Below are 24873 nucleotides of genomic sequence, written 5' to 3' on the forward strand. Positions count from 1 at the left end.
TCATCCATGGCACACTTCCCCAAGCCTGCTGCCGGGAGCTGGACCGAGAACTGGCCGGAACTGGGCACCGCACCGGTCGACTACACGGACTCGATCGACCCGGAGCACTGGAAACTGGAGCAGCAGGCCATTTTCCGCAAGTGCTGGCTGAACGTGGGCCGCGTGGAGCGGCTGCCCAAGGTGGGCAGTTACTTCACCCGCGAGATGCCCTCGGTCGGACCTGGGACGTCGATCATCATCGTCAAGGACAAGGACGGCGTCGTCCGGTCGTTCTACAACCTGTGCCGGCACCGGGGAAACAAGCTCGTCTGGAACGACTATCCGGGCGAGGAGGTCTCGGGAGCGTGCCGGCAGTTCACCTGCAAGTACCACGCGTGGCGCTACGCCCTCAACGGCGACCTCACCTTCATCCAGCAGGAGGACGAGTTCTTCGACGTGGACAAGGCCGACTACGGACTCAAGCCGGTGCGCTGCGAGGTCTGGGAAGGCTTCATCTTCGTCAACTTCGACGACGACGCCGAACCGCTGATCGACTACCTCGGCGATTTCGCGAAGGGCCTGGAGGGCTATCCGTTCCACGAGATGACGGAGGTCTACAGCTATCGCTCGGAGATCAGGGCCAACTGGAAGCTGTTCATCGACGCGTTCACCGAGTTCTACCACGCCCCGGTGCTGCACATGAAGCAGGCCGTCAAGGAGGAGGCGGAGAAGCTCGCCAAGATCGGTTTCGAGGCACTGCATTACGACATCAAGGGCCAGCACTCGATGATCTCCTCCTGGGGAGGCATGTCGCCGCCCAAGGACGAGAGCATGGTCAAGCCGATCGAGCGGATCCTGCACAGCGGACTGTTCGGCCCGTGGGACCGGCCGGACATCAAGGGGGTCGCCGCCGACGAGTTGCCCCCGGCGATCAATCCTTCGCGCCAACCCTTCTGGGGCCAGGACTCTTTCGAGTTCTTCCCGAACTTCACGCTGTTGATCTGGGCTCCGGGCTGGTACCTGACCTATCACTACTGGCCCACGGGAGTGGACACCCACATCTTCGAGGCGAGCCTGTACTTCGTCCCCCCGAAGAACACCCGCCAGCGGCTCTCCCAGGAGCTGGCGGCGGTGACGTTCAAGGAGTACGCGCTGCAGGACGCCAACACTCTCGAGGCGACGCAGACCCAGGTCGGCACTCGCGCGGTCACCGAATTCCCGCTGTGCGACCAGGAAGTCCTACTTCGCCATCTCCATCTCACCGCGCACCGCTACGTTGACGAGTACAAGGAACAGAACGGCCTGACCAAGGCCGCCACGAACGGGAGCACCGCCCATGTCTGAGACCACGACCGCGGCGCTTCCCGCCGAGTTCGCCGATCTGGAGCGCTTCACCGACTGGTGCCTGGCGACCGAACCGGAGCGCTACGCCAAGCGGCTCGCCTCGACGATGAGCGAGATGCAGGAGCTCTACGACGCGGGTCTGGCCCGGCTCGAGGACGCGATGGTCTACCTGGACGCCCGATTTCCGCTGCACGATATGCCCGAGGACGCCAAGAACCTGATGCACCTGATGCAGTCCGTGGTGATGGTGTCGTTCCCGATCGAGGTCTGGAAGCAACCGCGTGTCCTCGACAGCGGTGCAGCCTGGGTCGAGATCATCAAGGAGCCGGTGGTCTAGTGCCGCTGACCCTCACCGCCGCGGGCCTGCTCGACGTCGACGCCGGGGAGATCATCCGTCCGGGCATCGTCACGGTCGATGACGGCCGGATCGTCTCCGTGGGCGGCGAGATCGCCTCGGACGCCGACGTCCTCGACCTCGGCGACGCCATCCTGCTACCCGGTCTGATGGACATGGAGGTCAACCTGCTGATGGGCGGGCGCGGGGAGAACCCCGGCCTGTCCCAGGTGCAGGACGATCCTCCCACCCGCGTTCTGCGCGCGGTCGGCAATGCGCGCCGCACGCTGCGCGCCGGGTTCACCACGGTGCGCAACCTCGGGTTGTTCGTCAAGACCGGCGGCTATCTGCTCGACGTCGCACTGTCGAAGGCCATCGACGGCGGCTTGATCGAAGGCCCGCGCGTCATTCCGGCCGGCCATGCGATCACCCCGACGGGCGGACACCTCGACCCGACGATGTTCGCGGCGTTCATGCCCGGTGTGCTCGAGTTGACGATCGAGGAGGGCATCGCCAACGGGGTCGACGAGATCCGCAAGGCGGTGCGCTACCAGATCAAGCACGGCGCACAGCTGATCAAGGTCTGTTGTTCGGGCGGTGTCATGTCGCTGACCGGAGAAGCCGGGGCACAACACTATTCGGACGAGGAACTGCGCGTCATCGTCGACGAGGCGCACCGGCGGGGGTTGCGGGTCGCCGCGCACACCCATGGCGCCGAAGCGGTCAAGCATGCGGTCGCGTGCGGGATCGACTGCATCGAGCACGGATTCCTGATGGACGACGAAGCCATCCAGATGCTGGTCGACAACGACCGCTTCCTGGTCACCACCCGGCGGCTCGCCGAGTCCATGGATGTGTCGAAGGCGCCGAAAGAGCTGCAGGACAAGGCAGCCGAGATGTTCCCGAAGGCACGTACGTCGATCAAGGCAGCCTACGAGGCGGGGGTGAAGATCGCGGTCGGCACCGACGCCCCGGCGATCCCACACGGCAAGAACGCCGACGAACTCGTCACGCTCGTCGACTGGGGCATGCCTCCCGACGCGGTCCTGCGGGCGGCGACCGTGGTCGCCGCGGACCTGATCGACAGATCGGGTTCGCTGGGCCGCATCGCCGAGGGTTACCTGGCCGACATCATCGCGGTGCCCGGGGACCCGCTCGCCGACATCGGCGTTACACGCGATGTTTCTTTTGTAATGAAGGGCGGTAAGGTCTACAAGAATGACACCAACGCGAACTGAGGATCTGGTCGAGATCCAGCAGCTCCTCGCCAAGTACGCCGTCACCATCACCCAGGGTGACATCGACGGGTTGGTCGAGGTCTTCACGCCGGACGGGACCTACAGCGCATTCGGTGAGACCTACACGCTCAACAGGTTCCCGGTTCTGGTCGACGCGGCGCCCAAGGGTCTCTTCATGACCGGCACCGCGCTCGTCGACCTCGTCGAAGGCGCCGACGGTGCGACCGGAACCCAACCGTTGTGCTTCGTCGAGCACAGCACACACGACATGCGCATCGGCTACTACAACGACACCTATGTCCGCACCGACGACGGGTGGCGGCTGCGCACCCGGGCGATGACGTTCATCCGGCGCAACGGCGACCACGACTCCGGACGCCCGCACGCGATCGGGAGGCCCGAAGCGGGATGAACGACCTCCACGATCCGGCGACGTTCCGGACGCACCTGGTGGCGTGGCTGAGCGAGAACGATCTGAGCCCGGCCGACGACCATTCACTCGACGGACACCTACGCCAGTTCGCCCGGGTGCAGCGCGCCCTGTACGACGCCGGGTGGAACCGCTACGGCTGGCCCGAGCACGCCGGCGGACTCGGCGGCCCCGCCATCCTGCGCGCCATCGTCGGCGAGGAGGTGGTGGGCCGTCGGCTGGTCGAGCCGGGACCCTATTCGATGCTCGACGTGCTGGCGCCGACCATGATCGACTACGCCTCCCCCGCGCTCGCCGCCGAGATGGTGCCCAAGTTGCTCAGCGGAGAAGAGATGTGGTGCCAAGGGTTTTCAGAACCTGGGTCGGGAAGCGATCTCGCGTCGCTGACCACTCGCGCCGCACCGCGTGGGGACGACTGGATCGTCAACGGCCAGAAGGTGTGGACGAGCTTCGCGCAGTTCTCCCGCCGGTGCGTACTACTCACCCGGACCGGCGGTCCGGATGTGCCGAACCACGAGGCCATCACCGCGTTCTTCGTCGACCTCGACACCCCGGGGATCACCATACGTCCGCTGCGCACCATGCACGGCGTCGACGAATTCTGCGAGGTCTACTTCGACGACGTCGTCGTGGACCCCAGCCGGATGCTGGGCGCACCCGGCGACGGCTGGCGGCTGGCGATGGATCTGCTTCCCTACGAACGCTCCACCTGCTTCTGGCAGCGCATCGCCTACCTGTACTCACGGTTCGACGCGTTGATCGCCGAGGTGAAGGCGCAGGGTCAGGCCGTGGACTCGGACATGGGTGAGACGTATCTGGCGCTGCACACCCTGCGCTGCCGGTCGAGGGCCACCCAGCACCGGCTCGCCGCCGGGCACAAACTCGGACCCGACACCTCGGTGGACAAGGTGCTGCTGGCCACTGCCGAGCAGCGGCTCTACGACACCGCACGCGATCTGCTCCCGGGTGTCGTCGAGCTCGACGACACCCCCTGGCGCACCGAGTATCTGTACTCGCGCGCGGCCACCATCTACGGCGGCACGGCCGAAGTGCAGCGCAACATCATCGCGCGCCGTCTGCTCGATCTCGGCAAGGAGTGACCATGACCACCGGAATCGACGACGCGCTGGACCGCGAGTCACTCGACATGCTGGAGGCCGCGCTGCGCACGACCATGCTGTCGGCGTCGGGCCCGAAGCTCGACGCCGGCCTGGCGGAACTGGGCTGGGCCGACATGCTCACGGACACGCCGGAGGTCGCGGTGCCGCTGGTGTTCCGGCTCCTCGGCGAAACGGGCACGCACGCCTCGGTACTCGTCGACGTCGTGCTGCATGCCACCGGCAACACGATCGGCGACACCGTCGAACTGCCCCTGCCGTACGCCGGTAACACGTGGGTGGTGTGGGACCGCATCAGCCCGGCCACCGCCGAGCCGACACTGGGCGGTCTGCCGTTGCGTCGTGAGGAGGAGGGCTATCCGATCCGGCTGGCCGAGGCACGGGTGGCAGTGGGCTGGTGGCTGGTGGGCTCCGCGCGGGCGATGGTGGCGCTGGCTCGGCGGCACGCGCTGGACCGGGTCCAGTTCGGCAAACCGATCGCCGGCTTCCAGGCGGTCCGGCACCGGCTGGCCGAAACGCTCGTGGCCATCGAGGGCGCCGAGGCGACGTTGAGCCTGCCCGCCGTGGACAACCCCGATCTGACCGCGCTGCTCGCCAAGGCGGCCGCGGGCAAGGCGGCACTGATCGCCGCGAAGAACTGTCAGCAGGTGCTCGGCGGCATCGGCTTCACCGCCGAACACGAGCTGCACCATCACGTCGAGCGGGTGCTGGTGCTGGACGGATTACTGGGCAGCTCACGGGAACTCACCCGCCGGGCCGGCGCAGGCCTGCGGGCCCGCGGTTCGGCACCGCGCCTGGCCGACCTCTAGGTGATGTTGGCCTTCATGTGCTCGAGATCCACCAGCACCGGCCATCCCCCGACACTGAGCGCGTTGCCGTGCCCGGTCTGGTGGATGTCGAACACCGACTGGATCGCGGCGTAGAAGCCCTGCACGTCCAGCGTCTGGTTCACCGCGCGCTTGGCCTGCCGCAGCCCGAACGGCGGCATCTTCGCGATCTGTTCGGCCAGCGCCCAGGTCTGGCTGTCGAGCTCGGCGCGGGGCACCACCTTGTTCACCATGCCGGTGGCCAGCACCTCCTCGGCCGTCATCGCACGTCCGGTGAACAGAATCTCCTTGGCCTTGCGCGGCCCCAATTCCCACGTGTGCCCGTGGTATTCGACACCCCCGATACCCATCAGGACCACCGGATCGGAGAACTGCGCGTCGTCGGCCGCGACGATCAGATCGCAGGGCCAGCACAGCAGCAGACCCCCCGAGATGCAGCGGCCCTGCACCGCAGCGATCGACGGCTTCGGAACATTGCGCCAGCGCAAGGTGTATTCGAGGTAGCGTCGCGCCTCGTGCTCGATGATGAACTCCAACGTGATCTTGTCCGGCACCGGTCCGCCGCCACGCAGATCGTGACCCGCGGAGAAGTGTTTGCCGTTGGCGCGCAGCACGATCACCGCGACGCCTGGATCCTGGGCCGCCCGCGTCCATGCTGCATCGAGTTCGTCGAGCAGCTCGGGGTTCTGCGCGTTGGCCGCCTCGGGCCGGTTCAAGGTGATCGTCGCAATGGTGTCGGTCACGTCGTAGTCGATGTACATGGCCCGTCCTCGGGTCTCGGGAAGCCCGGTATCGCAGGGAAGACTGGGCCTTCTGTTATCACCAAAATGAGAATACTATTCTCGTGGTGAGGAAGTTACAATCTCTGACACGTCGGCCGAGAGGGGGTCCTAGACCGCTATGTCACGGCGTTCTCCGGTACAGTCAGTTCATGTTCTTCCCAGTCGGCCTGCGTCTGAGCCGCCGGTGACCAGCGCCAGCGAGGAGCCGGCCTGGAAGCAGCGGGCGGTCGAGCGTTCGATCAAAACCGCCAAGTTGCGCGCCGCTCAGCGGGTCCAACGATTCCTCGACGCCGCACAGGCGATCATCATCGAGAAGGGCAGCACCGACTTCACGGTGCAGGAGGTCGTCGACCGCTCCCGCCAGTCGTTGCGCAGCTTCTATCTCCAGTTCGACGGCAAGCACGAACTCCTGCTCGCGCTCTTCGAAGACGCGCTGAGCCGTTCGGCGGAACAGATCCGCGCCGCGACCGCCGGCCAGGAGGATCCCCTCGAGCGGCTCAAAGTGGCGATCTCCCTGCTGTTCGAGTCCTCGCGACCCGATCCGGCCGCCAAGCGGCCGCTCTTCACCGATTTCGCTCCGCGACTGCTGGTGTCCCACCCCTCCGAGGTCAAGGTCGCCCATGCGCCGCTTCTGGCGCTCCTGACCGAGTTGATGGAGGATGCCGGAGCCGCGGGCCTGCTTCGCGACGGTGTCAACCCCAAGCGCATGGCGGCCATCACCATGCAGACCGTGATGTTCGTCGCCCAGTCGAGCGGGGACGTCGGCGAGGGCGCCGCGCACCCGATCACGGCCGACGAGGTGTGGGACTTCTGCGCCCACGGCTTCGCCGCCGACTGACCGGGGCCTCGAGAACCTCACTCTCCACTCGTGCCGACAAGCACGGGCGCTTGACAGAACCTCCTTCTGCTGTCACGCCGCGGCCGTTCTCTGAGACGTCGTCGAGAAGCTTGTTCTTCTTTTTGAGAGTCACGCTCGCTCAGAGCGAGTCGGTGATTGACACCCCACCGCATGCGATGTCAGAGTGTGAGACACATTGCAGCCCGATGTCTTACGCAGAGACGTGGTCAGCGAGAGGGACACCGTGACGATCAGTGCCGAGAACCCCGACGTCCAGGACGCCGAGACCGCCGGGGAGCTGTACTACGACCCCTACAGTGTCGACCTCAACATGAACCCCTACCCGGTGTTCGCGCGCCTGCGCGAGGAAGCGCCGCTGTACCACAACGTCAGGCACGACTTCTACGCGCTGAGCCGGTTCGACGACGTCAACAAGGCGCTGATCGACCACAGCACGTTCATCTCCGGCCGCGGCGCCCTGCTCGAGATCATCAAGTCGGGCATGGAGATTCCGCCGGGCACCCTGATCTTCGAGGATCCGCCGATCCACAACATCCATCGCAATCTGTTGTCGCGCATGTTCACCCCCCGCAAGGTGCTCGCACTCGAGCCGCGGATCCGCGAGTTCACGGCGCGCTGCCTCGACCCGCTGATCGGCTCCGGCCGATTCGACTTCGTCAACGACCTGGGCGAGCAGATGCCCATGCGTGTCATCGGCATGCTGTTGGGCATCCCCGAGGCTGACCAGCGCCGGGTGACCGACCACGGCGAGGCGACGCTGCAGAGCACGGAGATCGGGCAGTGGGCCACGGGTGAGGTTTTCGCGGAATTCATCGACTACCGCACCGAGCACCCCTCCGACGACATCATGACCGACCTACTCAACGTCGAGTTCACCGACGAGACCGGCACCGTGCGCCGGTTGCGCCGAGACGAGCTGCTGATGTATCTGACGGTGATCGCCACGGCGGGCGCCGAGACGACGACGCGACTCATCGGCTGGGCGGGCAAGACGCTGGCCGAGCACCCCGACCAGCGTCGTCAACTCGTCGAGGATCCCTCGCTCATCCCCCAGGCGATCGAAGAGATCCTGCGGTGGGAGCCGCCCGCGCTGCAGGTGGCCCGGTACGTCACCCGCGACACCGAGTACTACGGACAGACCGTGCCGGAGGGCAGCGCGATCCTGCTGCTGATGGGTGCGGCAAACCGCGACCACCGGCGCTTCCCGCCCGACGGCGACGTGTTCGACATCCACCGAGAGCTGCGGTCGCACATGACGTTCGGCGCCGGGACACATTTCTGCATGGGCAACGCTCTGGCGCGCCTCGAGGGCCGGATCGCGCTCGAGGAGATCCTCAAGCGTTTCCCGACCTGGGAGGTGGACTGGTCTCGCGCCGTCCCGTCCCAGACCACCGCCGTCCGCGGCTGGCAGTCCATGCCCACCTTCATCCCCTGACGACCCCTCGCTGACGTTACGACACAGAAGGATTGATGACCATGACGGGACGCGTCGAAGGCAAGGTCGCCTTCATCACCGGAGCCGCGCGCGGACAAGGCCGGGCCCATGCTGTGCGGCTGGCGCAAGAGGGCGCCGACATCATCGCCGTGGACATCTGCCGGCAGATCGACACGGTGCGGATCCCGCTGTCCACCTCCGAGGACCTGGCGGAAACCGCGGACCTGGTCAAGAACGCCGGCGGTCGCGTCCACACGGCCGAGGTCGACGTGCGTGACTTCGCCGCTCTCAAGAGCGCCGTCGACGCCGGTGTCGAGGAGTTCGGCAAGCTCGACATCATCGTCGCCAATGCGGGCATCGGCAACGGCGGCCAGCTGCTGCACGAGACCGGTGAGCCGGACTGGGACGACATGATCGGCGTGAACCTGTCCGGAGTGTGGAAGACCGTCAAGGCCGGTGTGCCGCACATCCTGGCCGGCGGCAACGGCGGTTCGATCGTCCTGACCAGTTCGGTCGGCGGCTTGAAGGCCTACCCGCACACCGGGCACTACGTCGCCGCGAAACACGGTGTCGTCGGCCTGATGAGGACGTTCGCGGTGGAACTCGGTGCGCACAACATCCGCGTCAACTCAGTCCATCCCACCAACGTGAACACCCCGCTGTTCATGAACGAGCCCACGATGAAACTGTTCCGGCCCGACCTGGAGAACCCGGGGCCGGAGGACATGAAGGTCGTCGGTCAGCTGATGCACACCCTGCCCATCGGCTGGGTCGAACCGGAGGACATCGCCAACGCCGTGCTGTTCCTGGCCTCCGACGAGGCGCGGTTCGTCACCGGTGTCACCCTTCCCGTCGACGGAGGCAGCTGTCTGAAGTGACCGCGGCGGCGAATCGGCGTTGATCATGACGCCCGAGTGGTTGCATGTCTTCCATGAAGCGCCTCAACGGCATGGACGCCATGTTGTTGTACAGCGAGACACCGAATCTGCACACGCACACGCTGAAGGTCGCCGTCATCGACGCCGCGGACTACGACGGCGACTACGGATTCGAGGCGTTCCGGCGCACCGTCGCCCGGCGACTTCATCTGCTGGAACCGTTGCGCTACCGCCTCGTCGACATCCCGTGGCGGCTGCATCATCCGATGTGGTTGCAGGACTGCCCGGTCGATCTCGACTACCACCTGCGCCGTGTGCGCGTGCCTGCGCCCGGCGGTCGGCGCGAACTCGACCGGGTGATCGGCGAGATCGCCAGCACGCCGCTGGACCGCAGCCGGCCGCTGTGGGAGTTCCATTTCGCCGAGGGGATGGCTGCGAAGCGCTTCGCGCTCATCGGCAAGGTCCATCACACACTCGCCGACGGTGTCGCCTCGGCGAATCTGCTTGCGCGGCTGATGGATCTGGCCGGACCTGCCCAGGACGAGCGCGACGAGCCTCCGCAGAGCTGTGAGGCGCCGTCGGCAGGGCAACTGCTCTGGGAGGCGCAGCTCGACCACATTCACAACATGGCCCGACTACCCGGACTGGTTGCCGACGCCGCCCGCGGTGTCGCGCGGCTGCGTCAGCGAACCCGGGATCGCCGCGACGATCCCGACCTCGCCAAGCCTTTCAACGCGCCGTCGACCTTTCTCAATCATGTGGTCTCGCCGGTGCGCACCTTCGCCACCGCCACAGTGTCGCTCGCCGAGGTGAAGGAGACGGCCAGGACGCTGTCGGTGACGTTCAACGACGTCGTGCTGTCCGTCGCGGCGGGCGGCCTGCGGGAGCTGTTGCTGCGCTATGACGGTCACGCGGATCGCCCCATCATGGCGACGGTGCCCGTCGCCACCGACAAGTCCACCGAGAGGGTCACCGGCAACGAGATCGGCGGCATGATGGTCTCCCTGCCGGTGCACGTCGCGGATCCGCTGCGGCGCGTCGAGCTCACCTCCGTGGCCAGCACGCGCGCCAAGGAGGTGAACGACCTGCTGGGTCCCACGCTGCAGGGCCGGATGCTCGAGTACCTGCCACCACCGTTGGCGCCGGCACTGTTTCGCGCGCAGTCCACGCGTGCCGACCACAACCGGCTGATGAACGTGGCGATCTCGAACGTGCCCGGACCGCGGCAACGCGGCCACATCGGCGGCGCGCCGGTCAGCGAGATCTATTCGGTCGGCGTGCTGTCGGCCGGCAGCGCCTTCAACATGACGGTGTGGAGTTATGTCGATCAACTCGATATCGCTGTGCTCTCCGACGACTCGACCTTCACCGACCCGCACGAGGCGACCGACGCGATGGTGCACGCCTTCGGCGACCTGCGTCGGGCCTGCGGACTGACGCCGCCGAGGAGCGTCGCAACCGCGATGCCGCCGGCGACCGTCGGCTGAGCCGGTCAGCCGAGGATCGGGAAGCGCCGCTCGCGCGCCAACTCGTCGAGCGCCGCCTGCATCACCGCCCGCACGTGCAGGTCGACCTCGTCGATGTTCGGATCGTCGCCGAACTCCGCCGCGACGTCGATGGGTGTCAGCACGCGCGTGACGATCTTCGACGGCAGAGGGATGTTGGGCGGGAAGATCACCGAGAGACCGAACGGGAACCCGATGCTCACGGGCAGGATCTCCATCCGTGCACGGGTCAGGCCGATCCGGCGGGCGATGCCGTCGCCGCGCGCCAGGAACATCTGGGTTTCCTGCGCACCGATCGAGACCACCGGCACGATCGGAACGCCCGCTTCGATCGCGGTGCGTGCATAGCCGGTCCGGCCGGCGAAGTCGACCACGTTGGCGGTCGAGGTCGGGCGGTAGGAGTCGTAGTCGCCGCCGGGGAAGACGAGCACGATCGCGCCGGAACGCAGTGCCTTGGCGGCGTTCTCACGACTGGCCTCGATGACGCCGGCACGCCGCAGGACATCGCCGAGCGGACCGAGGAAGACGCCGTAGTGCGCCAGGGTGTACAACGGGCGTTCGAAGCCGAACCGCTTGTAGAACTCCGGCGCGAAGACCAGGACATCGGGCGTGAGCATGCCGCCGGAGTGATTCGAGACCACGAGCGCGCCACCGGTGGCGGGCATCGCCTCCAGCCCGCGGACTTCGGCACGGAAGTATCGTTTGATCAGCGGCGCCACCCGCGCCGTGATCTGCCGGGCGAGTGCCGGATCCCACTTGGCCGTCTCGGCCTGCTCCTCGGCCATTGTTCCGGAGATGCTACTCTCGCTTTCGGAGAATGTCATATTCGCAGGTGAGGGGAGCTCGGATGCCGGGAACGGTGCTGGTCACCGGAGGGTTCGGGCTCGTCGGTTCCGCGACCGTACGACGTCTGGCCGAACTCGGCCGCACCGTGGTGGTCGCCGACCTCGACACGCCGGCCAACCGCACGGCCGCAGAACAACTTCCCGCGGGCGTCACGGTGCACTGGGCCGACCTGACCGACGCCGAGCAGACCGGGCGCCTGGTCGCCGGGGTCGCGCCGGAGGTCATCGTCCACCTCGCCGCGATCATCCCACCGGGGATCTACAAGAATCGCGCTCTGGCCCGGCGGGTCAACGTCGATGCCACGGCCACCCTGGTACAGATCGCCGAATCCCAGCCCGCTCCCCCACGATTCGTTCAGGCGTCGAGCAACGCGGTGTACGGGGCTCGCAACCCGCATCGCGCCACCGGCCCGGTCACCGCCGACATGCCGATGAAGCACTCCGACCTCTACAGCGCCCACAAGGCCGAGGCCGAGGCGATCGTCCGGTCCTCGTCCCTGAACTGGGTGGTGCTGCGCCTGGGTGGCGTGCTCAGCGTCGACCCCAACGCCATTCCGTTCTCGATGGACGCGCTGTACTTCGAGAGCACGCTGCCCACCGACGGCAGGTTGCACACCGTCGACGTGCGCGATGTCGCGTGGGCGTTTGCCGCAGCGACCACCGCCGATGTGGTCGGCGAAATCCTGTTGATCGCCGGCGACGATTCCCACCGCGTGCTGCAGGGCCAGGTCGGCCCGGCGCTGGCCGCGGCACGAGGACTGAGAAACGGACTGCCCACCGGGCGCAAGGGCGATCCCGACAGCGACGAGGACTGGTTCGTCACCGACTGGATGGACACCACTCGAGCGCAGGAAGCGCTGAATTTCCAGCACCATTCGTGGCAGGACATGCTCGACGAGGCGGCCAGGCGGGCCGGGCCGGCACGGTATGTGCTGCCACTGGCTGCGCCGCTGGTGAAGGCTGTCCTGCAGCGTCGCGCGGCCTACTGGAAGCAGCCAGGGCAGTACGCCGACCCGTGGGGCGCGGTCCGGCGCAAGCTGGGCGACCCGTCGCCGGACTCCTAGGTCAGGCGGGTCCCAGCGTCGACGCTCCGGTACGCGGGTGGAAGTACCAGCCGCCCGCGGCGTCGGTGCCTCCGTCGACGTGGAGCGTCTGGCCGGTGATGTAGGACGACATGTCCGACGCGAGAAAGACCGCGGCCGAGGCCATCTCGTCGACGGTCCCGGCTCGGCGCAGGGGGACACCTGCGCCGATGTCCTCGGTGAGTTCCCCGGCAGCGAGGCCGGCCAGGCCCTCGGTCAAGGTCAGATCGGGCGCGAGCGCGTTGACCCGGATGCCGTGGGGCGCCAGCTCGAACGACGCGGTCTTGGTGTACGTGATCACGCCGGCTTTCGCGGCCGCGTAGGCGGCGTAACCCGGCGCGGCACGCACGCCCTCGATCGAGGTGATGTTCACGACGCTTCCCGGCATCTCCGCGGCCACGAGCCGACGTGCGATCCGCTGCGTGCAGAGCAGCACATGGCGAAGATTGCTGCGATACAACGCATCCCAGCCGTTCTCGGTTGTCTCCAGCAGCGGCGACCAGAACGTTCCGCCGGCATTGTTGACCAGTATCGAGACGATCCCCAGCTCGGCCTCGGTGCGGGCGAGCGCAGCATCGACCGCCTCTGCGTCGCGCACGTCGACGACGACGCCGAGGCCGCCGACCTCGTCGGCCGCCGCCGCGCAGGTATCGGGGTCGCGCTCCCAGATCGCCACCGAGGCACCGAAAGCCGCCAGGCCCCGGGCGATTCCGCGCCCGATGCCGGCCCCACCACCGGTGACCACGACGACCCGGCCGGTGAGCAGGATGTCCGACGGCGCGATGGGCATGACGGTCACCGGGCGATCGTGGTACCGATGATGCCGTCGGCCTCGAGGCGACCGATCTCGTCGTCGTCGAGTCCGAGTTCGCGCAGCACATCCGCGTTGTGCTCGCCCAGAAGCGGAGCCGGCGTGGTGTGCACGCGTTCGGGACCCCGGCTGAGGCGGAATGGCAGCGTGCCGTGCGGCGCCGGCGGGTTCACCGGGTGTGGGACCGTCTCGAAGAACCCGCGCGCCGACAGCTGCGGCAGTTCCGTCTGTCGGTGTGGCTGCATGACCTTGGCGACCGGAACGCCGTGGTCCCACAGCGTCGTCACGATGTCGTCGCCGGCGCGGTCGCCGCACCACCGCGCCAGGTGACGGTCCAGAAGATCGTGCTGGGCGCGCCTGCCAGGGGCGGTTCTCAACTCGTCGGACATCGCCCACGACGGGCTGCCCAGCGCCTCGCGCAGACCCTCCCACTGTGCGTCGGTCTCCACGGCAAGCGCCACCCAGGTGTCGGCGCGGCCGAACTCGTCGGTCTCGTTGGTGCGGTAGAGGTTCTGCGGCGCCGCGCACGGTCCACGATTGCCCGCGCGCTGCAGCAGCGCTCCGTAGGCCGAGTACTCGATCACCTGCTCGGCGGCGACGGCCAGCGCCGCGTCGACCATCGCCGCCTCGACCAGCGAACCCTCGCCGGTCTCACGGCGGTGTTCGAGCGCCAGCAGGATCGCGTTGAGCGCATGGATCCCGGCGTTGGGGTCGCCGACCGAGTAGGGCTCGAAGGGATTGAGGTCGGGATAGCCGGTGAGCCAGCTGATCCCGGCGGCCGCCTCGATGACATAGGCGAAGGCGGGGTTGTCGCGCCACGGACCGTCGAGCCCGAACCCGGGCATGCGGGCCATGACGATGTCGGGCTTGATGGCCTTGACCGCGTCGTAGGTCAGCCCCATGGTCTCGAGCACGCGCGGGGTGAAGTTCTCCACGACGACGTCGGCGGTCGCGATCAGCCTTCCGAGCAGTTCTCGGCCGGTCGGGTGCTGCAGGTTCAGCGTCACGCCGCGCTTGTCGGTGTTCAGGGCCGAGAAGATCGGCGAGCGCTCCCACCACAGCTCTTCGGTGGCGGGGATGCCGGCGATCAGCCGGGTCCCGTCCGGGTGCCGGGTGGATTCGACGTGGATGACGTCGGCACCCAGCATCGCCAGCAGGTGGGTACAGCTCGGGCCGGCCCAGAAGGTCGTCATGTCGATCACCCGCAGCCCCGCACACGGCAGCCCCTCCCGCCGCGGAACCGGGGGCACCTCCCGCCGCGGAAGCGCATTCCGGGCTGTGGAATCGCCCGGATCGCGACCCGGAATGCTATTCCGCGAGCGGTGGGCCTCGGTGTGTTCGCCGAGGCGCGGGGCGGGCGCCGGCGGCCGGAGCGCCGCAGGGGCCATGCGGTAAGGCTGGCCCGGCTGGGTAAATCCGTCGCGCGGATTCACGACGAACGACCCGCGCTCGACATAGTGGTCGAGCCGTGCGACGTTGGCGCCGTTGGCGACCGGCGCGTTGGGGATCCGGAACGCGGTGGCGAGGTCCCGGATCTCGTCCACCGTCTGGTCCGCCACCCACGCGTACAGTTCGTCGGCGTGTTCGGTGGCCTGCTGGGTGATGGTCAGCGGCGACTCCTCGTCGATCCACTCGACGTGGCCGGTCATCGCGCACAGGTCGAACCACTGCTGGGCGGTGCCGCAGCCGATGTCGACGAGACCGTCCTTGGCCCGTGCGATGCCGGGCACCGTCAGCCGCCGTGCGTCGCGCCACGGCCTGCCGAGCATCGCGAAATAGGTGACGGGATAGTAGGTCAGGCCGAGGATCGACGTCTCCAGCATCGACAGGTCGATCAGCTCGGCCCCGCCCCGCATCCGCGACGCCAACGTGGCAGCGCTCGCGTAGGCGCCGGCCAGGTAGTCACCGACCTGCCCGCCGACGTGGACCGGCGCGCGGTCGGGTGTGCCGCGGCCGAGGCCGACGATCCCGCCCGACCATGCCTGCAGCGTGAACTCCGTGGCAGGCCGGTCTTTCCAGGGTCCGTCCAGGCCGAACGGCGTGATCGCGGTGACCGTCAGGTGCGGATGTCTGCGGTGGATGTCGACGGGCCCGAACCCGGGAGCGCCGGCGATGCCCGGGCCGCGCGACCACACCACCGCGTCCGCGCCGGCGAGCAGGGTGTCGACGAACTCGGTATCTGCATCGGGATCGGCCACCACACTGTGTTTGGTGCAGGCGAGGTAGGAGAACAGAGCGCCGTCGTTGCCCTCGCCGATGTCGGCACCGGACGCCGACCACGACCGCAGCGGATCACCCTCCGGTGGTTCGACTTTCACGACCTCGGCACCGCCGTCGGCCAGCAGCCTCGTGCAGTAGGCGCCCGCGATGCCGCTGGAGAAGTCGACGACGACGTATCCGGACAGCGGATGCTCAGGCATCGCCGTCCCGGGCGCGGTTGGACTTGCTGAGCCGGAACTCGGGAGGGAACCTGAGGTCGTTGTCGTTGACGGCCTCGCCGAGCCCCCGTTGGATCGCCTCGTTCATGTCGAAGTCGTCGCCGTCGTTGACCGCACCGCTGCCCATGGATTCGAAGAAGGCTGCCAGCAGGCTGCCCATGTACTCGCCCTGCTGCTGCTTGAAGATCTCGAAGAACATCTTCTGCTGGAACACCGTGTCGACAGGGCGATTGCGCGCGCAGGACCGCGCGTACTTGTCCACCTCGGCTTCGAGCTGCTCTCTGGGCACGACCTTGTTCAGGAAATTGCAGTCGTACATCTCGGCCGCGGTGAACGGCCTGCCGGTGAACACCATCTCCTGGAACTTGCGCAGTCCCATCATCTGCACCCATGTCCACATCCGGGGGCCCCAGCCGTAGTAGCGGAAGGACGGATGCCCGAACAGTGCGTCCTGCGAGGAGATCACGAGATCAGCGTCCGCGCACTGATAGAAGTGCCAGCCGTAGCAGTATCCCTTGGCCTCGACGATGCTGATCTTCTTCAGCTCCTGCAGCGGACGGTTGCCGGCCGCCACGTTGGCATACCAGGCGCTGATCGTCGCGCCGTTGCGGAACGTGCCCGTCGGAGGATAGGTGACGTCACCGACCCCGTCGTCCTCGAGCCGCAACTCGGCCAGTCGTGCGGAGGGGTCGTCGCGGCCCTCCATGAACTCGGGAAGGTCCGCGCCACTGCCGAGATCGTCTCCGACGCCGCGGATGACGACCACCTTGACGTCGTTGTCGACGGTGGCCGCACGCAGCAGGTCGGCATACCGCAGTCGCGCCGCCGACGTCGGCGCGTTGAGGTAGTCGGGTCGATTGAAGGTGATCGTGGCGATCTTGGTCGTCGGGTCCTTCGTGTAGAGGATGATCTCCTCGGGCGAAGGTCGGCCGGTGTTCGACATCGGCTGCGCGTCAGCCGATTCCGGCAGTGGCCTGCGCCGGCAGCGGACTGTCGGTGAGCATCTGAGGGCCGTCCTCGGTGATCAGGACGGCATCGCGTCGGAACACCGCGCCGACACCGGCCTCCCACACGTAGGCCGTGACGGCCAGCACGGTGCCCGGGTCGAGTCGTTCGTCAGCCGAGGTCTGCGCGAGGTCCGGTGAGATGACCGGCGGGTCGAATCCCAAGCCCAGTCCGTGCGCCACCGGCATCGGCGGCAACGACTCGCCGACGGCCTCGTACGCGCCGAACAGCGCGCTCGCCGACGCTCCCGGCCGGCACGCCTCGAACAGGCCGTCCCACAGTCGGTTCGAGCGCGCGAACAGTGCGTCGGCACCGTCGACGTCACCGACGGGCCAGGTCCGTCCGACCTCGCCGACGTAGCCGCCTGCCAGCGCGCCCGCGGCGAACGCCACGAGATCCCCCTCGGCGATGCGCCGGTCGCGAGGACCGACCCGCCACGAGTGTTCACGCGGCGTGATCCACGCGCCGTCCTGCGTCGCCGACGTGCTCACTCCGCCTGCGGCCATGGCCTCGAGCATGATCCCTGTGAGCGCCTGCTCGGTGGTTCCCGGCGCGAGCCCGGCGACCGCCGCGGCGAGCGCATCCTGGGCGATGTGCAGGGCGCCGCGCAGCGCGCCGATCTCCTCAGGTGTCTTGGTGCGGCGCGCGGCCCGCATCGCGACTTCGCCGTCGACGAGTTCGGCGTTCGGGAAGGCCATCGGCAGCAGCTGACCGAACGTCGGTGAGAGCGCATCGGTTCCGACGCGTTTCGCGTCCGCTGCCCCGTCGATGTTCTTGAGGACGTCGATCAGTGTCATCGGATTCCACGCCAGCCCGTACAGGTGGTCGTGCCCGATCTCCTCGGGCATCCCTTCGTCCCAGCTGCTGTTCAGGTGGATCTCCCCGGTGGCCCGCACCACGACGCAGATCGGCGCGAACGGGCGGGTGCCGGCGACCCAGAGTTGGGGCGCCCCGGTGACGTAGCGGACGTTGGCCTGCCTGCCGAGCACGAGGATGTCGAGCTCGTTGGCCGCCATCTCGGCCAGGGCGCGTTCGCGGCGGCCGGTCCGCAGCGCGAGGTCGTCGGGGAGGACGTCATCGGTCATGCGCGAGCGCCCATCGTGTCTCCGTAGGGTGCGTAGGGGTAGTCGGTGATCGGCAGGTAGCCGTCCTCGGTGATCACGATGATCTCCTCGCTGCGGTAGCCGCCGGTCCCGTCCTCCCAGACGACGGGTTCGAGCACCAGCGCCATGCCTGCGGGGAAGACGAAGTTGTCGTCGAATTCCTGGCCGAGATCCGTTCCGATCATGGGCATCTCGGCGGCATTGGTGCCGATGCCGTGCCCCAGGTAGAAGTGCGGCAGCCACGGCTTGACGCCCCCGTTGGCGGCGATCGCGGCGCGCGCGAGGTCACCGCAGGTGGCTCCGGCGCGGGTGACCGCCAGTACGGCGTCGAGGATGCGCCGCCAGGTGGCGAACTGCTCCTGCTGACGCGCGCTGGGCTCCGCGCCGACCAGCCACGTGCGCCCGAAATCCGAGCAGTATCCCTCGTAGGTGATGCTGACATCGGTCCAAAGCACATCGCCGCGGGCCAGCGCCCGCTCGGTGGTGAGCAGCGGCAGAGCCAGATCTCCGGTGGTGGTCCACGTGCCTTCGGCTTTGGAGGTGGGCATCACCTGCCAGATCGCCTCGAGCATGTTGGCCGTCGCACCGAGTTCGAACGCTCGCCGGACGAACGCCGCGGACAGGTCGATCTGGCGGACTCCGGGCGCCAACGACTTCTGCACGTCGACGACGGCCTCTTCGGTGATCCGGCATGCCTTGCGGATCGCCGCCACCTGGTCGATGGTCTTCACGAGCTTGGCGGGACCGATCACCTGGGCGGCATCCGACGGTGGCCCGGCCGGGAACAGCCGGCCGGTGTTGCGGCGCATCGCGCCGGTCAGTTCGTCGACGGCGACGTGCCCGCCCGCGGGCAACAAACCGGCGAGCTCCGACGCGAAATGCAGCACGCCCTCATCGAATTCGAGATAGAGAGGTCCGTGCACGTGATCGGCGGGCACCTCGGACTCGAACGAACTGCCCTCCCGGAACGGCATGTACAGGTGAGGGTGCTCGTCGTCGGCGAGCACCACAGCGATCGGGCGCTCGACGTGGGAGAGGCCGGCGTCGAGCAGCGGCCAGCTCGCCCCGGTCGCGTAGACCACGTTGCCGTTGCCGAGCAGCACGAGCGCGTCGACGCCCCTGTCCTTCATCGTCGCCCGCAACCTGGCCCCACACTCGCGGTACATCCTGCCGCGGTCGGGAAGGTCGGGAATGTCGGCGGCGGTGACGCCCGCCGTCCACGACGGGGCGAGGGTGGTCATCAGATGCCCAGGTACTTCTGCACGTTGGTGCTGACGATCTTCACCGCGTTCTCCGCGCCGACGGCCTCCACCACCGACGCCAGAGACTTATCCGAGTAACCGAATGTGCTCTCGTTGTGCGGATAGTCCGAGGACCACATCACGTTGTCGACGCCGATCCGGTCGATCAGCGCGAGGCCCAACGGGTCCACCATGAACGATGCGCTCATGTGGTTGGTCCAGTAGTGGTTCACCGGGTGCCGGAGTTCGTGATTGAACATGTGGCGGTAGGAGGCCAACATGTGCTCGGCGTCCTGCAGCGCGGTCGGCACCCACGCGATGCCGCCTTCGAACCACCCGATCTTCAGACCGGGGTGTCGGTCGAGGATGCCCGAGAACACGTACTTGGCGAACTGCTCGCGGAACGAGTCGACGTTGACCATCATGCCGACGACCACACTGTTGTTCTGGCACGGCGTCTTCGGCGGCGTCTCGCCGATGTGGTGGCTGACCGGGAGACCGGCCGCCTCGATCTCGTCCCACACGGCGTCCATGTCGGTGCTGCCGTAGTCGTAGATGTTGCCGTCGTCGTCCTTGCCCGGATTCAGCGGCAGCAGGAAGGTCTTGAGCCCCAGTGACTTCAGCTCGGCGAGGGTGGTCCGGGTTCCGGCGGGGTCCCACCAGTTGATCAGCCCGACGCCGTAGAAGTGCCCGTTGGAGCGCTCCTGCAGATCGGCGATGTGCTCGTTGTAGATGCGGAACACCCGCTCGCGCAGGGACTTGTCCGGGTAGTGAAACAGAGCCAGCACAGCATTGGGGAACGCCAGCTCCTTGTCGATGCCGTCTTCCTTCAGCTCGCGGATGCGGGCGTCGATGTTGTTCGACGCGGCGCCGGCGAGGTCGTCGTACTGCATCAGCACGCGGCCGAAGTCCCCGCCGGTCCAGGCCTTGCCCTTCATCCCGACCATGTAGGCGCCGTCCTCGTACCAGATCCGTGGCGCGGCCCCCTTGAGCTCTTCGGGAAAGCGTTCGTAGAAGATGTCGTCGGCGACGGAGATGTGGTTGTCCGCGGAGAAGATCACCGTGTCGGCGGGCAGCCCCTCGACGACACCGGTGGAATGGCCGTGCCGGTTCTTGGGGGCACCGAAGCCTTCGGGCGGATAGAGCGTGGCTACGGGGGTGGACATCGTCGGTACTCCAATCGGGCTGTGGACTCGAGGTGACTACCAGGTCACCGGTAGTTCGTAGACGCCGTAGGCGAGGCGGTCGTGTTTGAAGGGCACCTCGTCGAACGGGATGGCGAGCGTCATCGCGGGCATGCGGCGCAGCAGCGTGGTGAACACGATCTGCAGTTCGGCGCGGGCGAGCTGCTGCCCGACGCACTGGTGCCTGCCGTAACCGAAACCGAGCTGCTGGCCTGCGTCGCGGGTGAAGTCGAGCTTGTCGGGCTCGGGGAAGGCCGCCGCGTCCCAGTTGGCCGGCGCGAGGTCGATGATGATGCCCTCCCCCGCCCTGATGGTCTCACCGGCGATCTCGATGTCCTCGGTCGCGACCCGCCGCTGGCCGTTCTGGATGATCGACAGGTAGCGCATCAGCTCTTCGACCGCATTCGCGATGAACCCGGGGTCCTCGGAATCACGCAGTAGCGCAGCCTGTTCCGGATTCTCGAGCAGCGCGAGAATGCCGATGCCGATCATGTTCGCGGTGGTCTCGTGGCCGGCGATCAGCAGCCCGGTGCCCAGCTGTGCGGCCTCCTTGACGCTGATCTCGCCCGCGGTGACGCGCTCGGCGAGGTCGGACACGGCGTCCTCGGCGGGATGGGCCTGCTTCTCCTCGACGAGATCGACGAGGTACTGGTGCAGGCTCATCGCACCCTTTTGCATGGCGTCCGCGGCCGCGTACCGCGCGAGCCCGGCGTTGGCGTGCTCCTGGAAGAACTCGTGGTCGTCGTAGGGCACGCCGAGCATGTCGCTGATGACCCGGGTGGGGACGGGCAGGGCCAGTTGGGAGACCATGTCGGCGGGCTGCGGACCGGCCAGGATCGCGTCGATGCACTCGTCGGTGACCTGCTGGATCACCGGCCGCAGCGCCTCGACGCGCCGGAACGTGAAGGGCTTCGACAACATTCGCCGGAACCGCGTGTGCTCTTCGGCATCCGAGGTGAACACCGACCGGGGCCGCTTGTGCACCGTCGCGAGCATGTGCCCGTTCCAGTGTGGGAAACCCTTCCGCCGGTCGTCGACGCTGACTCGGGAGTCGGCGAACAGCGTCCTGGCCGCCTCGTGTCCGGTGACGAGCCAGGGTGTGGTGCCGTTCCAGATCCGCACGCGCGACAGAGGTTTGGTCCGGTTCATCTCGAGCATCGGTTCGGGCGGGGCGAACGGGCAGCCCGCCGAGCGCTCCATCGGGTACTCGGGAGCGGCCGACACCGCTTCCTCGGTCAGCGTCTCCGTCATCCGTGCTCCTCGAGGTGGATGGCCAGGGCGGGGCAGGCGGCCGCGGCCTTGCGGGTCTGGTCGATGTGTTCGGGTCCCGGTTCGGGCATGAGCAACTCGACGACGCCGTCGTCGTCGCGCTGGTCGAAGACCTCGCCGGCGTTGAGCACGCACTGACCCGAGGACACGCACCGGTTCTGGTCGACAGTGACCTTCACGTCACGGCACCTCCGTCACCGGCGCATGCCACAGCCCGACGATCGCGTCGATGAGACCCGATGCGGCTCCCTGCCAGGACGGCCGCGCGACGGGGGCCCCCTGCGCGAGCAGACGCTCGCGTTCGGCGCAGCTGTGCATGAGCAGGTTGCGGCCCATGATGTTGCGTTCGACGCGGACCTCGACCGGCAGATCGGGCAGGCATCCGTTGATGCCGTCGAGCACCCGCACCAGCGACGACGAGGACAGCGCGTCTTTGACGATCATGTTGTGGTAGGCCGGATCGGTCATCACCTGCGCGGCGAACCGCGCATACCAGGTCGGATTCCCCAGTTCGGCAAGGTGATCGGTCAACGGGCACACCAGCGCCGCCACCCAGTCGCGCATGTCGGTGGAGTCGCCGATCGCGGCGATGCGCTGCTCGCGAAGCTCCTCGATCGGCCCGCGGTGCTTGTGCTCGATGGCGCGCACCAGATCGGCCTTGGTGCCGAAGTGATACCCGACGGCGGCGTTGTTGCCCTGGCCGGCGGCCTCGCTGACCTGCCGGTTGGACACGGCGAACACGCCGTGTTCGGCATAGAGACGTTCGGCCGCCTTCAGGATCGCCTCTTGCGTGCTCGAGGCCCGGTCGGCACGCACGGTCCGCGCAGTGGTCACCACCTCAGTGAACCGGGCCACACTCACTAAGTCAAGCGACTGATTTAAACCACTCACGATGGCGGCCGCTCCGATGCCGGCTTGCGCACGATGACCTTCCCCGCAACGGTGCCGCCGTCGACGGGCAGCACGATGCCGGTCACGTACCTCGAGCGGTCCGTCGCGAGGTACAGGGCCGCCTCGGCGACGTCGTCTGCGGTGCCCTCCCGTTTGAGCGGGCGGTCGTCACGCATCTGCGCCCGGATCCGCGCCTCGAAGCGCTCCAGGCGCTCGCGGTCCTCCGCGGTGGCCGACGACGCCAGAATGGGTGTCGGGATGTTGCCCGGCGCAATGCAGTTCACGCGGACCTCGTAGTGCGCCAGTTCGATGGCCGCGCACTTGGTGAAGTGGATGATGGCGGCCTTGGAGGCGCGGTAGGTCGACACCCCGCCGCCGGCCTGGATGCCGCCGATGGAGCCGAGGTTGATCACCGAACCGCCACCGTGCTCAGCCATGTGGCGTGCCGCATCGCGGGTACCGGCCATGACCCCGAGCAGGTTCACGCGCATCACCCGGTCGAATTCCTCGAAGTCCTCGTGGAAGAGGCCCTTCCTGAGCGGGCTCGAGATACCGGCGTTGTTGATCATCACGTGCAGGCCACCGAGGGCGCTGACGGTCGTCTCGACGAGTTCGCGGACCTGCGCCTGATCTCCGACGTCGGTGTGCCGAAAATGTGCGGTACCACCGGCCGAGGTCAGCTCGGCGACAAGGGCTTCCCCGTCCTCGTCACGGACGTCGGCGACGACCACGGCCGCCCCCTCGGCGGCGAATCGCTCGGCGATCCCGCGCCCGATTCCCGACGACGCCCCGGTGACGATCGCGACCTTGCCCGCCAGTTCTGTCATCTGCGCTCTCCCCCTGGCCTTCGGCGGGGCGGTATCCCCGCGAAGAAATCCGACAGCAGCGCGTTGACGGCCGCGGGTTGCTCGATCTGCGGGCAGTGCCCGGCGTCGTCGATCACCGCGGACCGGGCCTGCCCGATCTGGCCTGCGATCTGCGCCGCCCAGCCCGGCGGCAGCAGTTTGTCGCCGCCGCCCTCCACCATCAGCGTCGGGACGGCGATGCGGTCATAGGCGCGGACGCTGCTCGGCGTGCCGGGTGTCGCGAGCCCGGGACGGCGAAACCGGGCTGCGGCCAACGACTCCCAGGCACCCGGTGCGATGCTGGATTCGTATCGGCGCCGGACGTACTGCTCGTCGTCGGGATAGGACGGATCGTGGAACAGCGCCGCGACGATGCGGCGCATACCCTCGAGTGTCGCGTCGTAGTCGTAGAGCGCACTGACGTGCTCGTTACGCTGGATCTCACCGCCGCCGCAAAGGGCCACGAGGCTGCGGACCGGCAGCACCGGCGCCTCCGACGTCATGTCGACGAGCAGGTTCACCGCACCCATCGAATTGCCGACGAAGTGGGCCGATTCCACCCCCATCACCTCGCAGAAGCGCGCGATGTGGCGGATCCGCATGCCGCGGCCGTCGGTGAAGTCGACCACCTTGGCCGACCCTCCGAAGCCCAGCATGTCGGGCGCGAGCACCCGGTGTCGCTGCGCGAGCGCCCCGATGGTGTGCTCCCACGCCAGGCATGCGTCGGCGCCGAACTCCCCGCCGTGCAGCAGCACCACCGGATCGCCCTGGCCCGCCTCGAGATAACTGGTGAGCAGGCCGTCGACCAGCACCGTGTGGCGACCGATCACGCCGTTTCCCTGCTCGTGTGCGCGAACGCCAGCACCTGAGTGGCCAACAGGTCGAGCTGGTTGGCGACGGCTGTGCCCTGGTCGGTGTCGGCCAGGCCGCCTGAGGTGTCCCAGACCGGCTCGGCGGAGTTGATGGCCACACCCAGCGGTGTCGGCCAGGCGCGCAGGGCGTGGCCGATGCTGCGCAGCTGGGTCAGCGTGCCGACCGCGGCCTGCCACCCGTACGCGCAGCTGATGCATCCCCAGGGGGTGTTGTCGAGGTACACGCGCGGATCCTCGCGGAGGTCCTCGATGTAGTCGAGGGCGTTCTTGACCAGACCCGACACCGCGCCGTGGTAGCCCGGCGAGCCGACGACGACCGCGTCCGCGTCGCGCAGCGTCTTCACCAGTTCGAGTGCGCGCGGGGTGCGTTCGAGTTCGTGGGGGGCGTACATCGGGAGGTCGAGTTCCTCGGCGGCGAACAGGCGGGTGCGACCGCCCTGGCGTTCCACCGCCGCCAGGCAGTGGCGCAGCGCCCGCTCGGTCGATGAGTTGGCCCGCAGGGTTCCGCCCAGACCGACGATGAACGGTCTATCGCTCGAAGTTCGCGTGCTCACCATT

Annotated in this window: 25 protein-coding genes; 11 read left to right on the forward strand and 14 right to left on the reverse strand. The window is 67.8% G+C overall.

Translation table 11 applies throughout. The features are described 5' to 3' along the window. The first annotated feature begins 6 nt into the window (after window positions 1–6). Genes MCHUDSM44219_RS10720 through MCHUDSM44219_RS10745 form a run of 6 tightly spaced genes read left to right on the forward strand, consistent with a single transcriptional unit; the run spans window position 7 to window position 5252 of the window. Window positions 7–1323 carry an aromatic ring-hydroxylating oxygenase subunit alpha gene (locus MCHUDSM44219_RS10720; protein WP_048418220.1) on the forward strand — a complete coding sequence of 439 codons (1317 nt, stop codon included), beginning with the start codon at window positions 7–9 and terminating at the stop codon, window positions 1321–1323. Further along, window positions 1316–1660 carry a hypothetical protein gene (locus MCHUDSM44219_RS10725; RefSeq protein WP_048418221.1) on the forward strand — a complete coding sequence of 115 codons (345 nt, stop codon included), beginning with the start codon at window positions 1316–1318 and terminating at the stop codon, window positions 1658–1660. Before MCHUDSM44219_RS10720 ends, MCHUDSM44219_RS10725 begins: the two co-directional genes overlap by 8 nt. Continuing rightward, window positions 1660–2895, forward strand: a complete 1236-nt coding sequence (locus MCHUDSM44219_RS10730) for a metal-dependent hydrolase family protein (protein WP_048418222.1) — start codon at window positions 1660–1662, stop codon at window positions 2893–2895. The genes MCHUDSM44219_RS10725 and MCHUDSM44219_RS10730 overlap by 1 nt, the downstream gene beginning before the upstream one ends. Beyond that, window positions 2876–3307, forward strand: coding sequence for a nuclear transport factor 2 family protein (locus tag MCHUDSM44219_RS10735; protein ID WP_048418223.1), 432 nt, complete (start codon window positions 2876–2878; stop codon window positions 3305–3307). The genes MCHUDSM44219_RS10730 and MCHUDSM44219_RS10735 overlap by 20 nt, the downstream gene beginning before the upstream one ends. Next, the gene (locus tag MCHUDSM44219_RS10740; RefSeq protein ID WP_048418224.1) at window positions 3304–4425 is read left to right on the forward strand and encodes an acyl-CoA dehydrogenase family protein; all 1122 of its coding nucleotides are present in this window, start codon (window positions 3304–3306) and stop codon (window positions 4423–4425) included. Before MCHUDSM44219_RS10735 ends, MCHUDSM44219_RS10740 begins: the two co-directional genes overlap by 4 nt. A gap of 2 nt (window positions 4426–4427) precedes the next feature. After that, window positions 4428–5252 (forward strand): acyl-CoA dehydrogenase family protein, encoded by an 825-nt coding sequence (locus MCHUDSM44219_RS10745; RefSeq protein WP_048418225.1) that lies wholly within the window; start codon window positions 4428–4430, stop codon window positions 5250–5252. Here the strand turns inward: MCHUDSM44219_RS10745 and MCHUDSM44219_RS10750 are convergent. After that, entirely contained in the window at window positions 5249–6031 is a 783-nt protein-coding gene (locus MCHUDSM44219_RS10750; RefSeq protein WP_048418226.1) for an enoyl-CoA hydratase, read from the reverse strand. The two genes, MCHUDSM44219_RS10745 and MCHUDSM44219_RS10750, sit on opposite strands and share 4 nt — an antisense overlap. 139 nt (window positions 6032–6170) lie before the next feature. Between MCHUDSM44219_RS10750 and MCHUDSM44219_RS10755 the strand changes: the two genes are divergently transcribed. The 4 genes from MCHUDSM44219_RS10755 to MCHUDSM44219_RS10770 all read left to right on the forward strand — a co-directional run bounded on the left by MCHUDSM44219_RS10755 (window position 6171) and on the right by MCHUDSM44219_RS10770 (window position 10711). Then, on the forward strand, window positions 6171–6890 hold the full coding sequence (locus tag MCHUDSM44219_RS10755) for a TetR/AcrR family transcriptional regulator (RefSeq protein ID WP_082162147.1): 720 nt from the start codon (window positions 6171–6173) through the stop codon (window positions 6888–6890). A gap of 331 nt (window positions 6891–7221) precedes the next feature. Then, window positions 7222–8346: a cytochrome P450 gene (locus MCHUDSM44219_RS10760; RefSeq protein ID WP_172506378.1), complete on the forward strand. Its 1125-nt coding sequence runs from the start codon at window positions 7222–7224 to the stop codon at window positions 8344–8346. Window positions 8347–8387: 41 nt separating this feature from the next. Further along, a complete protein-coding gene (locus MCHUDSM44219_RS10765) occupies window positions 8388–9224 on the forward strand; it encodes a mycofactocin-coupled SDR family oxidoreductase (RefSeq protein ID WP_048418268.1) in 837 nt (278 codons plus the stop codon). 53 nt (window positions 9225–9277) lie between these two features. Beyond that, window positions 9278–10711 (forward strand): WS/DGAT/MGAT family O-acyltransferase, encoded by a 1434-nt coding sequence (locus MCHUDSM44219_RS10770; RefSeq protein ID WP_048418228.1) that lies wholly within the window; start codon window positions 9278–9280, stop codon window positions 10709–10711. Window positions 10712–10716: 5 nt separating this feature from the next. Here the strand turns inward: MCHUDSM44219_RS10770 and MCHUDSM44219_RS10775 are convergent, their stop codons facing one another. After that, window positions 10717–11553 carry a lysophospholipid acyltransferase family protein gene (locus MCHUDSM44219_RS10775; protein ID WP_048418229.1) on the reverse strand — a complete coding sequence of 279 codons (837 nt, stop codon included), beginning with the start codon at window positions 11551–11553 and terminating at the stop codon, window positions 10717–10719. A gap of 23 nt (window positions 11554–11576) precedes the next feature. Here MCHUDSM44219_RS10775 and MCHUDSM44219_RS10780 point away from each other — a divergent pair, with 23 nt between their 5' ends. Then, entirely contained in the window at window positions 11577–12638 is a 1062-nt protein-coding gene (locus MCHUDSM44219_RS10780; RefSeq protein ID WP_048418230.1) for an NAD-dependent epimerase/dehydratase family protein, read from the forward strand. 1 nt (window position 12639) lies between these two features. Here the strand turns inward: MCHUDSM44219_RS10780 and MCHUDSM44219_RS10785 are convergent, their stop codons facing one another. Genes MCHUDSM44219_RS10785 through MCHUDSM44219_RS10840 form a run of 12 tightly spaced genes read right to left on the reverse strand, consistent with a single transcriptional unit; the run spans window position 12640 to window position 24872 of the window. Further along, complete coding sequence (locus tag MCHUDSM44219_RS10785) at window positions 12640–13446, reverse strand: SDR family NAD(P)-dependent oxidoreductase (protein WP_048418269.1); 807 nt, start codon at window positions 13444–13446, stop codon at window positions 12640–12642. Between the two features lie 5 nt (window positions 13447–13451). After that, window positions 13452–15887 carry a CaiB/BaiF CoA-transferase family protein gene (locus MCHUDSM44219_RS10790; RefSeq protein ID WP_048418231.1) on the reverse strand — a complete coding sequence of 812 codons (2436 nt, stop codon included), beginning with the start codon at window positions 15885–15887 and terminating at the stop codon, window positions 13452–13454. Next, window positions 15880–16848: an enoyl-CoA hydratase/isomerase family protein gene (locus MCHUDSM44219_RS10795; protein ID WP_048418232.1), complete on the reverse strand. Its 969-nt coding sequence runs from the start codon at window positions 16846–16848 to the stop codon at window positions 15880–15882. The genes MCHUDSM44219_RS10790 and MCHUDSM44219_RS10795 overlap by 8 nt, the downstream gene beginning before the upstream one ends. 10 nt (window positions 16849–16858) lie before the next feature. Further along, window positions 16859–17995, reverse strand: a complete 1137-nt coding sequence (locus MCHUDSM44219_RS10800; protein ID WP_048418233.1) for a M24 family metallopeptidase — start codon at window positions 17993–17995, stop codon at window positions 16859–16861. Continuing rightward, a complete protein-coding gene (locus MCHUDSM44219_RS10805) occupies window positions 17992–19254 on the reverse strand; it encodes a M24 family metallopeptidase (RefSeq protein WP_048418234.1) in 1263 nt (420 codons plus the stop codon). Before MCHUDSM44219_RS10805 ends, MCHUDSM44219_RS10800 begins: the two co-directional genes overlap by 4 nt. Next, on the reverse strand, window positions 19254–20420 hold the full coding sequence (locus MCHUDSM44219_RS10810) for an amidohydrolase family protein (protein ID WP_048418235.1): 1167 nt from the start codon (window positions 20418–20420) through the stop codon (window positions 19254–19256). The genes MCHUDSM44219_RS10805 and MCHUDSM44219_RS10810 overlap by 1 nt, the downstream gene beginning before the upstream one ends. A gap of 36 nt (window positions 20421–20456) precedes the next feature. Beyond that, complete coding sequence (locus MCHUDSM44219_RS10815) at window positions 20457–21689, reverse strand: cytochrome P450 (RefSeq protein ID WP_048418236.1); 1233 nt, start codon at window positions 21687–21689, stop codon at window positions 20457–20459. Continuing rightward, window positions 21686–21886, reverse strand: a complete 201-nt coding sequence (locus MCHUDSM44219_RS10820) for a ferredoxin (protein ID WP_048418237.1) — start codon at window positions 21884–21886, stop codon at window positions 21686–21688. The genes MCHUDSM44219_RS10815 and MCHUDSM44219_RS10820 overlap by 4 nt, the downstream gene beginning before the upstream one ends. A gap of 1 nt (window position 21887) precedes the next feature. Beyond that, complete coding sequence (locus MCHUDSM44219_RS10825) at window positions 21888–22598, reverse strand: TetR/AcrR family transcriptional regulator (protein ID WP_048418238.1); 711 nt, start codon at window positions 22596–22598, stop codon at window positions 21888–21890. Next, window positions 22595–23425 carry an SDR family NAD(P)-dependent oxidoreductase gene (locus tag MCHUDSM44219_RS10830; protein WP_048418239.1) on the reverse strand — a complete coding sequence of 277 codons (831 nt, stop codon included), beginning with the start codon at window positions 23423–23425 and terminating at the stop codon, window positions 22595–22597. Before MCHUDSM44219_RS10830 ends, MCHUDSM44219_RS10825 begins: the two co-directional genes overlap by 4 nt. After that, window positions 23422–24273: an alpha/beta fold hydrolase gene (locus MCHUDSM44219_RS10835; protein WP_048418240.1), complete on the reverse strand. Its 852-nt coding sequence runs from the start codon at window positions 24271–24273 to the stop codon at window positions 23422–23424. Before MCHUDSM44219_RS10835 ends, MCHUDSM44219_RS10830 begins: the two co-directional genes overlap by 4 nt. Beyond that, on the reverse strand, window positions 24270–24872 hold the full coding sequence (locus MCHUDSM44219_RS10840; protein ID WP_048418241.1) for an NADPH-dependent FMN reductase: 603 nt from the start codon (window positions 24870–24872) through the stop codon (window positions 24270–24272). Before MCHUDSM44219_RS10840 ends, MCHUDSM44219_RS10835 begins: the two co-directional genes overlap by 4 nt. Window position 24873: the final 1 nt, after the last annotated feature.

It is taken from the genome of Mycolicibacterium chubuense, assembly GCF_001044255.1.
GTDB lineage: Bacteria > Actinomycetota > Actinomycetes > Mycobacteriales > Mycobacteriaceae > Mycobacterium > Mycobacterium chubuense.